The organism is Methylobacterium sp. C25 (assembly GCF_021352225.1).
Lineage (GTDB): Bacteria > Pseudomonadota > Alphaproteobacteria > Rhizobiales > Beijerinckiaceae > Methylobacterium.
In genome coordinates, this window is sequence record NZ_JAAUVI010000004.1 from 380,711 (window position 1) to 394,455 (window position 13,745).

Annotated in this window: 16 protein-coding genes; 5 read left to right on the top strand and 11 right to left on the bottom strand. The window is 66.3% G+C overall.

Going from position 1 to position 13,745, the window contains the following annotated elements; translation table 11 throughout:
• Positions 1-3 precede the first annotated feature (3 nt).
• From HCU64_RS14325 to HCU64_RS14365, 9 genes are all read right to left on the bottom strand, one after another.
• Entirely contained in the window at positions 4-780 is a 777-nt protein-coding gene (locus HCU64_RS14325; protein ID WP_233384668.1) for a COG4705 family protein, read from the bottom strand.
• 31 nt (positions 781-811) lie between these two features.
• On the bottom strand, positions 812-1,585 hold the full coding sequence (locus HCU64_RS14330) for a COG4705 family protein (RefSeq protein WP_233384669.1): 774 nt from the start codon (positions 1,583-1,585) through the stop codon (positions 812-814).
• A 64-nt stretch (positions 1,586-1,649) separates the two neighbouring features.
• Positions 1,650-1,964, bottom strand: a complete 315-nt coding sequence (locus tag HCU64_RS14335) for a PepSY domain-containing protein (protein ID WP_233384670.1) — start codon at positions 1,962-1,964, stop codon at positions 1,650-1,652.
• A gap of 143 nt (positions 1,965-2,107) precedes the next feature.
• On the bottom strand, positions 2,108-3,406 hold the full coding sequence (locus tag HCU64_RS14340; protein ID WP_233384671.1) for an ATP-binding protein: 1,299 nt from the start codon (positions 3,404-3,406) through the stop codon (positions 2,108-2,110).
• Positions 3,403-4,062, bottom strand: coding sequence for a response regulator transcription factor (locus tag HCU64_RS14345; protein WP_233384672.1), 660 nt, complete (start codon positions 4,060-4,062; stop codon positions 3,403-3,405). Before HCU64_RS14345 ends, HCU64_RS14340 begins: the two co-directional genes overlap by 4 nt.
• Before the next feature lie 67 nt (positions 4,063-4,129).
• Complete coding sequence (locus HCU64_RS14350; protein WP_233384673.1) at positions 4,130-5,545, bottom strand: multicopper oxidase family protein; 1,416 nt, start codon at positions 5,543-5,545, stop codon at positions 4,130-4,132.
• Between the two features lie 37 nt (positions 5,546-5,582).
• On the bottom strand, positions 5,583-7,082 hold the full coding sequence (locus HCU64_RS14355; RefSeq protein WP_233384674.1) for a TolC family protein: 1,500 nt from the start codon (positions 7,080-7,082) through the stop codon (positions 5,583-5,585).
• On the bottom strand, positions 7,082-7,384 hold the full coding sequence (locus HCU64_RS14360) for a hypothetical protein (protein WP_233384675.1): 303 nt from the start codon (positions 7,382-7,384) through the stop codon (positions 7,082-7,084). The genes HCU64_RS14355 and HCU64_RS14360 overlap by 1 nt, the downstream gene beginning before the upstream one ends.
• Positions 7,385-7,583: 199 nt before the next feature.
• The gene (locus tag HCU64_RS14365; RefSeq protein WP_233384677.1) at positions 7,584-8,003 is read right to left on the bottom strand and encodes a hypothetical protein; all 420 of its coding nucleotides are present in this window, start codon (positions 8,001-8,003) and stop codon (positions 7,584-7,586) included.
• A 428-nt stretch (positions 8,004-8,431) separates the two neighbouring features.
• Between HCU64_RS14365 and HCU64_RS14370 the strand changes: the two genes are divergently transcribed.
• Entirely contained in the window at positions 8,432-9,136 is a 705-nt protein-coding gene (locus HCU64_RS14370) for a VIT1/CCC1 transporter family protein (protein WP_233384678.1), read from the top strand.
• Positions 9,137-9,333: 197 nt separating this feature from the next.
• Here HCU64_RS14370 and HCU64_RS14375 read toward each other — a convergent pair whose 3' ends face one another.
• Positions 9,334-9,825: a hypothetical protein gene (locus tag HCU64_RS14375; RefSeq protein ID WP_233384679.1), complete on the bottom strand. Its 492-nt coding sequence runs from the start codon at positions 9,823-9,825 to the stop codon at positions 9,334-9,336.
• An 88-nt stretch (positions 9,826-9,913) separates the two neighbouring features.
• On the bottom strand, positions 9,914-10,729 hold the full coding sequence (locus HCU64_RS14380) for a YfdX family protein (RefSeq protein ID WP_233384680.1): 816 nt from the start codon (positions 10,727-10,729) through the stop codon (positions 9,914-9,916).
• A gap of 378 nt (positions 10,730-11,107) precedes the next feature.
• Here HCU64_RS14380 and HCU64_RS14385 point away from each other — a divergent pair, with 378 nt between their 5' ends.
• Genes HCU64_RS14385 through HCU64_RS14400 form a run of 4 tightly spaced genes read left to right on the top strand, consistent with a single transcriptional unit; the run spans position 11,108 to position 13,739 of the window.
• Entirely contained in the window at positions 11,108-11,590 is a 483-nt protein-coding gene (locus tag HCU64_RS14385; RefSeq protein ID WP_233384681.1) for a DoxX family protein, read from the top strand.
• The gene (locus HCU64_RS14390; protein ID WP_233384682.1) at positions 11,587-12,054 is read left to right on the top strand and encodes a cupin domain-containing protein; all 468 of its coding nucleotides are present in this window, start codon (positions 11,587-11,589) and stop codon (positions 12,052-12,054) included. The genes HCU64_RS14385 and HCU64_RS14390 overlap by 4 nt, the downstream gene beginning before the upstream one ends.
• 4 nt (positions 12,055-12,058) lie before the next feature.
• Entirely contained in the window at positions 12,059-12,961 is a 903-nt protein-coding gene (locus HCU64_RS14395; RefSeq protein WP_233384683.1) for an SMP-30/gluconolactonase/LRE family protein, read from the top strand.
• Between the two features lie 10 nt (positions 12,962-12,971).
• Positions 12,972-13,739, top strand: coding sequence for a VOC family protein (locus tag HCU64_RS14400; protein WP_233384684.1), 768 nt, complete (start codon positions 12,972-12,974; stop codon positions 13,737-13,739).
• The last annotated feature ends 6 nt before the right edge of the window (positions 13,740-13,745 follow it).

The window sequence follows — 13,745 nt, forward strand, 5'->3', positions numbered from 1 at the left end:
CGATCAGGAAGTCGCTGCCTCTTGCCCTGGATGACGCCCGGGCCGCTGCGGCAGCAGGACCACCAGGGCGACGATCACGGCCGCGAGCACCGTGGAGGCGAGCGGGCGGCTCAGGTTCAGCCCGCCGCTGGCGACAGGCTTGTCGAGAAAATCGCCGACCGTGGCGCCGAGGGGCCGGGTCAGGATGAAGGCCGCCCAGAACAGCGCCACGCGCGACACCGAGGTCCGATAATAGAGGGCGATGACGAGCGCGAGCGCACCCGCGAAGACGAGAGCGCCGCCCTCGTAGCCGAGGCTTCCGGAATCGGCGAGCCAGTCGCCGAGCGCGGTGCCGAGCGTCTGCGAGAAAGTGATCGCCCCCCAGTAGAACGCCTCGATCCGAGGGGTCGAGACCGTGTCGACCGAGACCGTGCCCTCGCTCGCGTACCAGAGCCCGAGCACGACAGCGAGGCAAGCGAGGAGCAGAGCCGTTCCGCCGGTATATCCGATGCCGAGCGAGCGGTCGGCGAAGTCGGCCATCGTGGTTCCGAACGTGGTCGAGGCGATGATCGTCGCCCAGTACAGAACCGAATAGAACCGCTTCGACAGGATCTGAGCGATGACGAGTCCGATCAGCAACACGGCGAACAAGGCCGTGCCGGCAAGATAGCCCCATTCGAGGGTCATGGTGACGGTGTCGCCGCCTGTCTCGCCAAGCGTGGTGGCCAGGATCTTGATGACCCAGAACCCGAGCGTGACGGCGGGCACCTTGCTCAAGGCGCGTTTCTGATCGTCGGTCATCGGGCCCACCCTTTTGGTTCGAGGAGACGGCTCACGCGGCATCGGCCGTCTCCGGATGGCGACCGGCGCGCTGCGGAATCAGCAGGACGGCCGCGACCATGACGAGTGCCAGCACCGCCGAGATCGTGACGTCGTTGATGCCCAGGCCGCCAGAAGCGGCCGGCTTGTCGAGCGAGTTCGCGAGAGTGGCGCCGAGCGGCCGCGTCAGGACGAAGGCCGTCCAGAACAGCAGGGGCCGGGAAACGCGCGTCCGGAGGTGCAGGACGGTGACGACGACGAGCGCAACGAATATGAGAAGCGCGCTCCCGTTGTAGCCGAGCCCGGTACTGTCGGCCATCCAATCGCCGAGCGCCGTACCGAGCGTCTGGGAGAACATGATGGTCGCCCAGTAGAACCCCTCGGCCTTGGGCGCGCGTACCGTCTCCACGGCGACAGTCCCGAGCGTGCGATGCCAGAGAACGAGGGTGGCGACGACGAGCGAGAACAGGACGAGCGAGCCACCGGCGTAGCCGATGCCCAGCGATCGGTCGCAGAAATCGGCCAAGGTCGTCCCGGCAAGCGTGGTCGCAGTGATGACCGCCCAGTAGAGGGTTGGATGGAACCGGTCCGACCGGATCTGGGCGACCAGGAGCGCGGCGAGGGCCGCGGCGAAGATCGCGGTGCCGGCGAGATAGCCGAGCCCGAGGGTCAGCGTCACAGCGTTGCCGCCGACCTCGCCGAGTGTCGTCGCAAAGATCTTGATCACCCAGAAGCCGAGGGTGATCGCCGGAACCTTGCTGAGGGCCGATTTCTCTTCGCGGGTCATCCGAAGTCCTCGCCTTTTTTGGGATCACGCCGACGTCGCGGTCGCCGTGTCGGCTGATGAGCGATCAGTCCGAGTTCGGGCCCTCGGCCTTGTTCTCGAGTACCGCGCCGGTCGCGGCGTCGACGCCGACTTCCTGCGTCACCGAGCCGTTCCGGATGTCGAAGGAATAGCGAAGCCCGCTTCCGCCGGGCTCGCGTTCGAGCTCCTGGTCGGTGACCTTTCCAGGATGCGCCTTCAGCGCGATGGCGCGCGCCTCGCTCGGACTGACCTTCGCCTCGCCTGCCAATTCCTGACCGGTGAATGCCCAGGCCGTCTGGGTGAATGCGAGGATCAGGGCCCCCGCCGCGAGAGCGGCGCGCCGTCGATACTGGGTGCTCATGGAGGTCACTCCTGCGTGCCACTGCCGTGCAGTGGCGGTTGCCGCGGCAGGCCGCGTTTCCGCGACCGCCGTCGACGAGGAGCCGTAGTCCCTCAGAATGAGCGCAGAATGAGCGGCCGCGACGCGCTTGGAAGGGAACCGGATCAGGCAGGCAGGACGATACGGGCGCGAACCCCGGAGTCTCCGTCTTGCCGGTTCTCGACGGTCAGCTCAAGCTCGTTTCTCTCCGCGATGCGGCGTGCGATGGCGAGGCCGAGACCGGAGCCGTCCCCACTCTCGGGCGCCGCCCGAAAGAACCGGTCGAAGATTTGAGTCTCGGTACCCACGGGGATCCCGCGTCCCGTATCGACGACGTCGATGACGGCCACGCCGTCCGCGCGATGCAGGACGACGTCGACCTGCCCGCCGGCAGGCGTATAGCGGATCGCATTGTCGATCAGGATGGCGACGAGGACCCTGATCTCCTCCGCGACGCCCTGCACCGAGGCCGGCGCGTCCGCCTTAAAACCGAGATCGACGCCCCAGCTCTCGGCCAGAACGACATGCTCTCCGACGCAGTCGAGAAGCAGCGGCTCGATCTCGACCGGACCGAAAACCGGTGCGGGCACTTCGAGGCGGGCGAGGCGCAGCAGTTGATCGACCAGACTGCTCGCGCGCTTCACGCCGGCCGCGAGAGCGCAGCGGTGCGCAGGCAGATCCGCCTCGATGCCGTCCGCGAGGTTGTCGACCTGGACCTGCATGGCAGCAAGCGGGGTTCGAAGCGCGTGCGCCGCATCGGCGACGAAGCGCTGCTGGGCCTCGATCATGGCGCGCAGCCGGACGATCAGCCCGTTCATACCCGCGACGAGCGGCGCGATCTCCACCGGGATCCCGTCGATCGGCAGCGGGGCTGCGGCCGTCGCGCTTCGCTCCGACAGGTCCCGCGCGAGCCCGTCGAGGCGGGCGAGGATGCGGTTCATGGCCAAGCCGAGTACGAGCCACGCAAACGGGATGACGAGCAGGACAGGCGTTGCCGCCCCGATCGCCGCACTTCTCGCGATTTCGCGCCGAACCCGGTCGCGCTGCGCGACCTGGATGGTCCAGACGTCGTTATCCGTCGTGTAGGTCCGCCACGCCTCGCCGGAGATGACCGCGTCGGCATAACCCGTTGCGGTCGGACGCGTCGGGGACGTGCCGGGGAGATCGCTTCGGACGAGGACACCGCGCTTCCACGTCGTGACGGCGATCTGGTCCTCGGGATCCTGGTCGGCGGCCGGGGGAGCGTCCGCATCGGCGAGCCCGCGGCCGGCGTTGAGTGCGACCTGGCGGAGTTGCCCGTCAAGGAAGTCGGCGGCCTCGCTTCGCGCAAGGGTGTAGGCGGCGAGCATCGCGATCAGCCCGACGAGCCCAAGCAAGGCCGTCATCCAGGCGAGCGCCGTCCGCCTGAGAGAAACGGCCTTCACGGCTTCGGCACCATCCAGCCGGCGCCACGCACGTTGCGGATGACGTCTTTGCCGATTTTGCGCCGAATGGCGTAGATCAGGGCGTCGACGGCGTTGCTCTCGATTTCCTCGCCCCAGCCGTAGATGCGCTCCTCGATCTGGGCCCGTGACAGGATGCGGCCGGGCCGCTCCATCAGACTGTGCATGAGGGCGTATTCCCGCGCCGGCAGCACCGTCGCGACCTGCTCGTGCGAGAGCGTGTGCGTCTCCGTGTCCAGTTCGGTCGGGCCTGCGATGAGACGGGAGGTCGCGCGTCCGGCCCGACGCCGGAGCACCGCGCGCATCCGTGCGAGAAGCTCCCGCGTCTCGAAGGGTTTGACGAGATAGTCGTCGGCTCCGAGATCGAGCCCGCTCACGCGGCTGTCCACGCCATCCCGGGCCGTGATGACGAGGATCGGCGTGTCGACGCCTCGGGTCCTGGCGATCCGCAACAGTTCGAGTCCGTCGGCCCCCGGCAGGCTGAGATCGAGGAGTACCAGAGCATGCTCTCGCTCGCACAAGGCAGCCTCGGCCTCCGCGCCGTCGCGAACCCAATCGACCGAGGCGCCGTCCGCAACGAGGGCGCGGGCGAGGCCCTCGCCGATCATCCTGTCGTCCTCGATCAGAAGGACACGCATGGGTTCCGCTGTCCCGGATCGCGCCGCCCTCATCAGGCGGCAATCGCCATGAATCGCTTCATCAACCTCAATGGTTCTCGTGGCCGTGCACGCTCGAAGCGACGTGGCGCTTGCGAGGGTCGACCACGCGCAGGTCGGTCTCTCGGGCGCGTTTGCCGGTGTTCGGCGCGCGAGCCGGCTCGGGCATCGGATCGCCGGTCCATTCGTAGGTCTGCGTACCTTCGGGATGCTTGTACCAGCCCGGGTCGCGGTAATCGCCTGCCGCGAGGTCCGGGCGGACCTTCAGGACAGTAAACATGCCGCCCATCTCGACCGAGCCGAACGGTCCGTCGCCCGTCATCATCGGCAGCGTGTTTTCGGGCAGCGGCATCTTCATCTCTGACATCATGCCCATGCCGTTCGAGCCCATCGGCATGTAGCCGGGCGCGACTTTCCGGATCTGCGGCGCCGTCCGCTTGAGGTTGACGCCCAGATAGGTGCGCACCGAATGGCCCATGGCGTTCATGGTGTGGTGCGACTTGTGGCAATGCACCGCCCAGTCGCCCGGATTGTCGGCGGTGAACTCGATGGCGCGCATCTGCCCGACGGCGACGTCGACCGAGACCTCCGGCCATTGCGCGGCCACGTCGATCCAGCCGCCGTCGGTGCCGGTGACCTTGAAGTCGCCGCCATGCACGTGGATTGGGTGGTTGGTCATGGTCAGGTTGCCGAAGCGCATCCGGACTTTGTCGCCCTGGCGGACGACGATCGGGTCGATGCCCGGCCAGACGCGGCTGTTGAAGCACCACATGTTCATGTCGAGCATCGTGTTGACCTTGGGCACGTAGGCCCCGGCCTCGATGTCGTAGGCGTTCAACAGCCAGACGAAGTCGCGGTCGACCCGCCGCTCGGCCGGGTCGCGCGGATGGACGACGAAGAAGCCCATCATGCCCATCGCCATCTGGACCATCTCGTCCGAGTGCGGATGGTACATGAAGGTGCCCGACCGCTGCAGCACGAACTCGTAGACGAAGGTCTTGCCCGGCGGGATGCCGGGCTGCGTCAGGCCGACGACGCCGTCCATGCCGTTGGGCACGGCCTGGCCGTGCCAGTGCACGGTGGTGGCCTCGGGCAGGCGGTTGGTGACGAAGATGCGGACCTTGTCGCCCTCGACCGCCTCGATGGTCGGACCCGGCGATTGGCCGTTATAGCCCCACAGATGCGCGTTCATCCCCGGCGCCATCTCGCGCACGACGGGCTCGGCGACGAGGTGGAATTCCTTCCAATCCCCTTTCATGCGCCAGGGCAGCGTCCAGCCGTTGAGCGTGACCACCGGCTGGTAGTCTGGCCCGCTCGTTGGATGGAGCGGAGGCTGCGTGGTGGCTTTGGTCGCGGACGGCGCCTCCGGCAGGCCGGCGGCCTGTGTGCGCCCGCTGATCATCGAAGTCCCGGCGAGGACGAGACCCCCGGCTCCGAGGATGCCTCTGCGTGATAAGTGGCTCATGGGCTTGCTCCGAATGGTCTGAACGGATGCGCGCGGCTCAGCCGCCGGGCGTCGCGATCGCGAGGCTGGAGCCGGTATTGGCGCCGGGGGCTTCGCCGCCGAAGGACCCGCCGGAATAGCCTCCGCCGAGGGTTGCGGCCTGGAGGTCGGTCGCCGCGATCCAGAAATCGCGACGCGCCTCGATAGCCTGGATGCTGCTCAGGATGCGGGCGCGGGCATCGACGATCAGGGTCGTGACGTCGATGAGCATGCCGCTGTATTGCAGCAGGGCCTGGTCCTGGACCGTCTTGCGCAGCGGCAGGACGCTCGCCTGGTAATGCCGCGTGATGTCGTACTGGCCGCGATAGCGCTGCCACGCCTCCCGGACCTCGGAGCGGGCGTTGACGGCGCGTTCGGCGAGGCGGTTGGCCGAGGCGAGATAGGCCTCGCTCGCGCCCTGGATGGTCGACGTCCCGAAATCGTAGATGGGGATGGTGAGATCGCCGGTGAAGCCGTTCAGGCTCTTCTTGTCGATTGTCGGCGGTGCGTCCGCCGTCCCGGGCATCCTGGACCGGCTGAACCGGTTGGCGAAACCTACGTCAAAGACACTGACGAAGCTGCTCACCTGCGAGAGGCCGTACTGGCCGGCAAGCGAATGCAATTCGAAGCGCGCGGCCTGGACGTCGGTCCGCTTGCGCATCGCCTCGGTCTCGATCTCGCCGCCAGGAACGAGCCGGGCGGGGAGCGCTGGCAGGCCGTTCGGCAGCCGAAAATCCGTCTCGCGCCCCCATAGGCCAAGCAGGCGCGTCAGGCGTTCGCGCTCGGCTCGCTGCTGCACTCGGGCCTTGCCGAGCTGGGCGCCGAGTTCGCTGTAGAAGGCTTGCTCGCGCGCCTGTTCGAGCTTGTTGAGCGCACCCGTCTCGCCGAGCTGCTTGGCCAGCATCGCGGAGGATTCCGCACCGGCGAGCGCCTGTTCGAGGAAGGCCGTCGCCTGGTTCGCGGCCACGGTCCGATAGAACTGTCGCCGCGCCTCGCCGGCGAGACGCAGTACCTGCTCGGCCGCGTGATACTGGTCGGCCCTGAAGCGATCGCGGGCGATCTCTGCGCGCGCTGGCAAGGTCGCGAGGTCCAGGAGGCTGGCGGCCACCGAGCGCTCGATCTCGGTGTTGAAGCCGAGGCCCCATTGCGTGATGGACAAGCGAGGGGCCGGCGGCAGCGTCGCCTGGACGTACTGCGCCTCGGAGACGCCAAGGTCGTTGAAGGCGGCCTGCAGACCGCGGTTCTTGAGAAGCGCGACCTGGACGGCACTGTCGGGTGTCAGCGGCCTACGAAGCAGCATGTCCGTCTGCGCGCCAGCGGATAGCGCGCCTTCCACGTCGGCGACCTTGACGACGTGCTTCCTGAGGTCGAGCGCCGCGTATTCACGCGCCGGCCCGAGCCCAGCGTCGGGCGAGAAGCCCACGCAGCCGCCGAGGGTCAGGCCGATGCCTGCCAGGCTCGCCGCTGCCCTCAGCCGGCGTCCGGTGCCATGCAGCTGCCGATGATGGGGCGGTCTCATCAGCGGCCTCCCATGTCGTGCTTGCCGCCCATCCTGGGCATCCGGGAATGATCCATGCCGTCCATTCCCTCCATGCCGCCGGAGCCGCCCTTCGGCGTCACGCGCCTGTTCTGCTCGATCCAGTCCTTCGGCTCGGCGACGTCAAACCGTTTCACGCCCGCCGTCACGGGAGCATAGCGCGCCGGCCTGACGCGGACGTAGGGATCGTCGGGCCTGTCGAGCCAGACCGGCGAGGCGGACGGGACGCAGGCGGCAAGGGGCCACGCCGTCGCCAGGGCGACGGTTCTCGAAAACTTGGACATCGTGAGCATCCCGGAACGGGGGCGGACGGCCGCGGGCGGAGCTCGCGGGCTTCGGGATCGGCGACGCCTGCCGGCGCGGCGGGACGACGTGCGTCGGCCGGCTACGGTCGGTCTAGATCGTCGAGTTGTTGGAAAGGCGACGCGGCCTGGTCGTCGGCACGGGTCGGGAGCGGGCGCCGCTCAGCGGCGCCCGCCTGCCTCAGGCAACGGGCCTGGGCGGGCGCTCGATGCGCACGGGATGCATGTCGACGGCAACGTCTTCCCGATCCATCCGAACGGGATCGGACTGACGAAAGCTCAGGACCGCGCCCGACCAGGGCTGGGCTGGCATCGCGGCCTGGCAGGACAGCGGGCAACAGGTCGCGAGGCAGCCGGACCGCTTGTGCTCGTGATGCTTGTGTTGCTGGTGCGCGGACGGCCCCATGCCACCGTCGGTATCGGCTGCTTGGACTGCACCCGCGTGAGCGACCATCGCGGCGTGATCGTGATGAGTCATCGCGCGGGCCGATCCTGCCGCATGGTCGGCGGTAGCATGCTTGACCATCGTGCACGGCGCCCCCGGCGCGACGGCTACGGCGACCGCGAGGATGGCAAGCAGCAATGTGCGCACGAATGCCACGAGGAGGACGGCCCTATCCGTTAGCATCGCAACCTTCGCACGCTCCAAGTCGATCGACAACGTAAGAAAGACTTAAGGTGTCCTACGTGTTGGAATTGCGCCACAGGTTTCGGTCGATTCTATCGGGCGGAACGCACGCGGCACACGCCCGGCAACGGGCTCGGCCTCGGTCTGGTGACGGCTATCGCCAAGCTGCACGGTTAGTCGATCGCGGCTCTCGGCGCGCATGGCGGTAGCAGCCGCTTTGAACTGAGGCGTCCACCTGAGCATCACGGGCGGGCGGCGTTGCAGGGCGTTCGCGAGAGGACGATTCGGGCCGTTGCCGAAATCGCTTCGAAACGAGGCTAGACACTGGCACCCCCTGGGTCGATTCGGGCGCTGCAGCGCCTGCGTGCCCTGCCAGAGCGCTTGCCGCGAGGGGTTTCACGATGCGACCTGTCCACTCGGAACGTCATCTGATCAACCGGATCGGGTGGCTGCGAGCTGCGGTGCTCGGTGCCAACGACGGTCTGGTCTCGACGGCCAGTCTCATCGTGGGGGTCGCGGCCTCGGCAGCCGGGACGAGCGAGATTGTGGTCGCTGGAAGTGCGGGTCTCGTCGCAGGCGCCATGTCGATGGCTGCCGGCGAATACGTGTCGGTCAGCTCCCAATCCGACACCGAGCGAGCCGATCTCGCGAAGGAGAGGTGCGAACTCACCGAGGATCCGGATGCCGAGCGAGAGGAACTCGCACGGATCTACGTGGATCGTGGCCTCGATGCTTCGCTGGCGCGTCAAGTCGCCGAGGAACTGATGGCCAAGGATGCTCTTGGCGCGCATGCCCGTGACGAACTCGGCATGTCGGACGTCACGACCGCCCGCCCTGTACAGGCGGCGCTCACTTCGGCCGCGACCTTCTCGGCCGGAGCCGCACTCCCGCTCGCTGTCGCGGCACTCTCACCGATGCGCCTTACAAATTACACAGTGGCCACGGCCTCGCTAATATTTCTGGCGGCGCTCGGCGCGCTTGGCGCAAGAGCCGGCGGGGCTAGTGGCGTCGATTGCCGCCGCGCGACGATGCGTGTGACCTTCTGGGGTACTTTCGCAATGGCGGTCACCGCGCTTATTGGAAGCCTCATCGGAAAGGTTGTCTGACCGCCACTTGAGGAGGATCGCAAAGTCGGTTAAGTTAAATTTGGAAAAAATCGTTATTATATCTCATCTTGCCATGATAAATACAAATATTTGTATTATTTAGCGATCAGTTTTTCAAAAATCTAATATGACATGTGCTTCAAGGGGATAATCGCAAATCATAAATATAATAGGTTCAGCTAAATTTCAAAAATATATTATCTAAATACGATTGCCTTTTTCACAGCATCGAGAAGCCATTCATCGCGGGTCTGACCTGCTTTGGCCGCAGCAGCATCGACCTGCGCTGACAATGCGGTCTGCAGTGGCAGTGAGACGATGATCGCGTCCGACGTTTGCCCGGGATCGTAGACGTAACCCGTGATCTCGGAGGCGAATCGGCGCACGGCTTCCCGCTTCCTATCTAGTGACAGGCTGTCGTCGCCATCGACCAGAGGGCAATAGGCGGCTACTGCGTTATCGACAATCATCCCAGCCGAAACGCCGTCGGCTTTCAAGCGCTTAACGGCTTCGCGCAGACCGCCGTTGGCGCCCACCTGGGATCGTGGTGCGGTCACCGCCTTCGCCAGAGCATCGTTTCCGGCATTGTGTTCGGACGGCGGCTTGCCGCAATCGAGCCCGTCGGCTGCGGCCGGACCGATCGACAATGCGACGAGGAAGGCCGCCGCCAAGCATAGACGCTGCGTCATCGATAAGACCTTTCGTTGCGTTGAGGAGGCTGACCGGATGGACAGCCTCTCGAAGCGACGTACTCGTTCGGCAGGACGTCCGGCGTCCTCAATGCGTCGACGACTTGGCCGCTCCGCTCGATTCCGTCGTATCCGTGGCAGCACTATGCGGATCCGTCTTCGCGGGTTGCGCATTCGCGGCCTTCTGAGGGATCGCCGCCGCGTCGAAGACGTCCAACCGCAAACCATCTTCGGCCTGTTTCAGGATCGCGTTGGCCTCGTAGTATTTGCCCTGTTCGAGCAGCTTCGCGGTCTGATCGACGTCGGTCGTCGTGCTGTCCAGCGGGATGACCGCCATGGTGAAGTTCACGTCGACGCCGGCGAGCTTCAGTTTCTCGACCGCACCTTTCTGGTCGCCCTTCGCCAGTGTCTTGTTGGCATCGGAGACGGCGCTCGCCTTCTGCGGCGTTGCCACAAAGTCGTCGGCAAGCGTCAGTTGACCATCGACCGGCAGCCACGCGATCGGTTTGGTGGCTTCGGGCTTCGCCGCGCCGTTCGCTTGGTCCGACGACGCCTTGTCGCTCGTCGCATTACCGTTCGCCGCCGTCGCCGGTTTCTTGAGATCGGCTTCCGCCTTCGTGAACACGGTCTCGTCGGTCTTGGCCTTCCCGAGCGCGGCCTGAGCATTGCTGATCAGCGATTTCGCCTGATCGGGATTGGCATCGAAGATCGCGACGCGGGCCATGTGCATGTCGCGGAAGGCCTGCGCACCGTCGGCGGACAGCTTGCCGATGTCGCGATCGGCGGCCTTCTGCGCCGTGCTCGTCATGGGTGACGATCCGGCCGCCTGCTCGGCGGCGTAGGCGCCGCCGCCGATGACGGTCGACGCGACGAGGAGACTGGCAAGTAGACGACGCTGGGTCATGACATTCTCTCCTTCATGTCCCTTCCGGCTTCGGCGGTCGTGTCTGCGGGCCGTCTTGCGCTGCGGGACTGAGGGGGAACGTGATCTTTCGGGCGGCGTTGCATGAAGTCTTGGTAATGATCTGAACATCCACCAGAAAGCTGAACCGCTTTGTATAAAGTTTGGCACCTAGTGCGCCGTTGTTCTTCAAATATTGATTTTAGCTGTCGATCGACAGAACCAATGGTTGCTCTGATCGACCTGTCCACACACGCTTCCGGCATCAGGAGCGGCCCGGCACGGCTCGTACACATCCCGCCCGCAATAACCTTCCAAGCAAGCAACATCGCTCTCTCGGGAGCGTTGCTCTGGTATCGAGCGACGCGGGGAGTGGTTTGGATGGAGGGTGGTGTCGAGGTCCTCGTGACCTTTCTCGCCCGGCTCTCGCTGGTGCTGCTATTTCTGCCCTTCTCGGCACTCGACAAGGTCCTAAACTTCTCCGCAGCGACCGGACAGGCGGAGCGGATCGTCTCGTCCAAGACGCTCGCCCGCGCCCTGATCCTGGTCGGCCTCTTCGTCGAGATCGTCATGTCGGCCGGGGTCCTAGGAGGCATTGCCGACCGCTTCTGCGCCTTCGTGCTCGCCGGCTATTGCGGGGTGACTGCCCTGCTCTGGAAGCAGTTCTGGCGCGAACCGGATTTCCGGCTGGTGGGAAAGAGCCAGGGCCGCGAGGTGTTCTGGGACTTCCTCAAGAACTTCGCGGTCGCGGGCGGCTTCCTGATGATTGCCTTCGGCCCGAATGCCGGCGGCGTCGCGCGCTTCATCGAAGCGCCCTTCGCCTCGACCCACCCCTATTCCACCACGGAGCCGGGAACCCGATGAGCAAGGACGAAAAGGCCGCCGCCGGAGAGAAGCCGATCGTACCCTACTGGCATCTCTACACCGATGCCGACGGAATCAGCCGACAGAAATCATGCGCGTTGACTGAGTTCGACCTCAAGACGATGAAGCCGCCCGCCGCCCCACAATGGCAGGGCCTGAAACATCACGACGGCATGACCGTGATGGTCACGGTGCAGCCGGTCGGCTGGACGGGCGAGTGGCACGAGAACCCTGCCCCGCAATGGATCATCCCGCTTTCCGGCCGCTGGTTCGTCGAATCGATGGACGGCACGCGGGTCGAGATGGGGCCGGGCGAGATCAGCTTCGGCGAGGATCAGGATTGCGTGACGAAGGACGGTAGGACGGGTCACCTGTCCGGTACCGTCGGCAACGAGCCCGCCGTGCTGATGGTGGTGCAGCTCGACACGAAACGCGACGACAAGACGCCCTGCCGGTTCGCGTGATCCGATGGACGGCTTCGAGATCCACGACCGGCGTTTCGCCCATTACCTCCTGGCAAATGCCGGCCTGGAGGAACTGGCCGGCGGTTTCCGCTGGGTCGAAGGTCCGGTCTGGATGGGTGACTGGGATTGCCTGCTGTTCCAGGACCTTCCGCGCAACCGCACCATGCGCTGGTCGGAGCGCGACGGCGTCACGGTCTTTCGCGATCCCTCACAATACGGCAACGGCCAGACCCGCGACGGGCAGGGTCGGCTCCTCGCCTGCTCGCATCGCGACCGCTGCCTGATCCGCACCGAGCATGACGGCACGCGCACGACCCTGGTCGACACCCATGCCGGTCGGCGCCTCAACGCTCCGAACGACGTGGTCGTTCGCGCCGACGGGACGATCTGGTTCACCGATCCGCTCTACGGCATCTCGAACGACTACGAGGGCGGGATCCAGGCCTCCGAGCAGCCGCCGGCCCTGTACCGCTTCGATCCCGCGACGTCCGAGATCCGGGTCGCGGCGAGCGACTTCGACGGGCCGAACGGTCTGGCCTTCTCGCCGGACGGGCGGCGTCTCTACGTGTCGGAGACGGGCGACCAGTCCACGGAGGCGCCGCGCCAGTTCATCCGGGTGTTCGACGTCGATGCGAACGGAGCGTTGACCGGCGGCGAGCTCTTCCACACCATCGCGCCCGGCTATTGCGACGGCATGAAGGTCGACACGGACGGCAACGTCTGGTCGAGCGCGGCCGACGGTGTGCATTGCCTCTCGCCGCAGGGCGAATTGATGGGCAAGGTGCTGGTGCCGCACCGTGTCGCGAACGTCGCCTGGGGCGGCCTCTTTCGCAACCGCCTGTTCATTGCTGGTTCGCAGCACCTCTACGCGATCTTCCTAAACCGGCGCGGCGTGTCGTTCCCGTGAGACCTTGCCCATGAGCGCCAGCCTGCGCATCGAAGGCTTTCGCCTGTTGTGCAGGGACGTCCCGGCAACAGCGCGCTTCTACGAAGCGGCGCTCGGCGCGCGATCAGGTGCGGCCGCCGACGGCTCGCCTTCGATGGGGATCGGATCTGGCATGCTCGATCTGGCGCGGGCCGCGACAGGCTCCGCGCCGGCCCGCTCGAATTCCACGGCCTTCCAGCATCTCGCGCTCGTCGTGTCCGACATGGCGGCCGCAATGTCCCGGCTCGCGTCGGTGACCGGCTGGAGCTCGATCTCGCGGACTGGTCCCGAGCGGCTGCCCGAGGAATCGGGCGGCGTCACGGCCTTCAAGTTCCGCGATCCCGAGGGCCACCCGCTCGAGTTCCTGGCCTTCCTGCCGCACGCCTGCCCGGAAAGATGGCGCGGCTGCGACGGCGTGATCCTCGGGATCGACCACTCGGCGATCACGGTCTGCGACGTGGCGCGCTCGATCGCGTTCTACGGTTCGCTCGGGCTGTCGGTCGCCTCCCGCCAGGTCAATCGCGGCGCCGCGCAGGAACGGATGGACGACGTCGACGGGGCGGTCGTGGACGTCGTCGCGCTGGCATTTCCCCATGCGAGCGGCCCACATCTCGAACTGCTGCACTACCGGGTGCCCGGAACCCATGCCGAGCCCGTCGCCGACGACGACGTCCTGGCGACGCGCATCCGTCTCGAGGGAGGCAATCCGCGAGATTTGCCGTCCGTCGATCCCGACGGACACCGCCTCTGCGCGGCATGACACGGC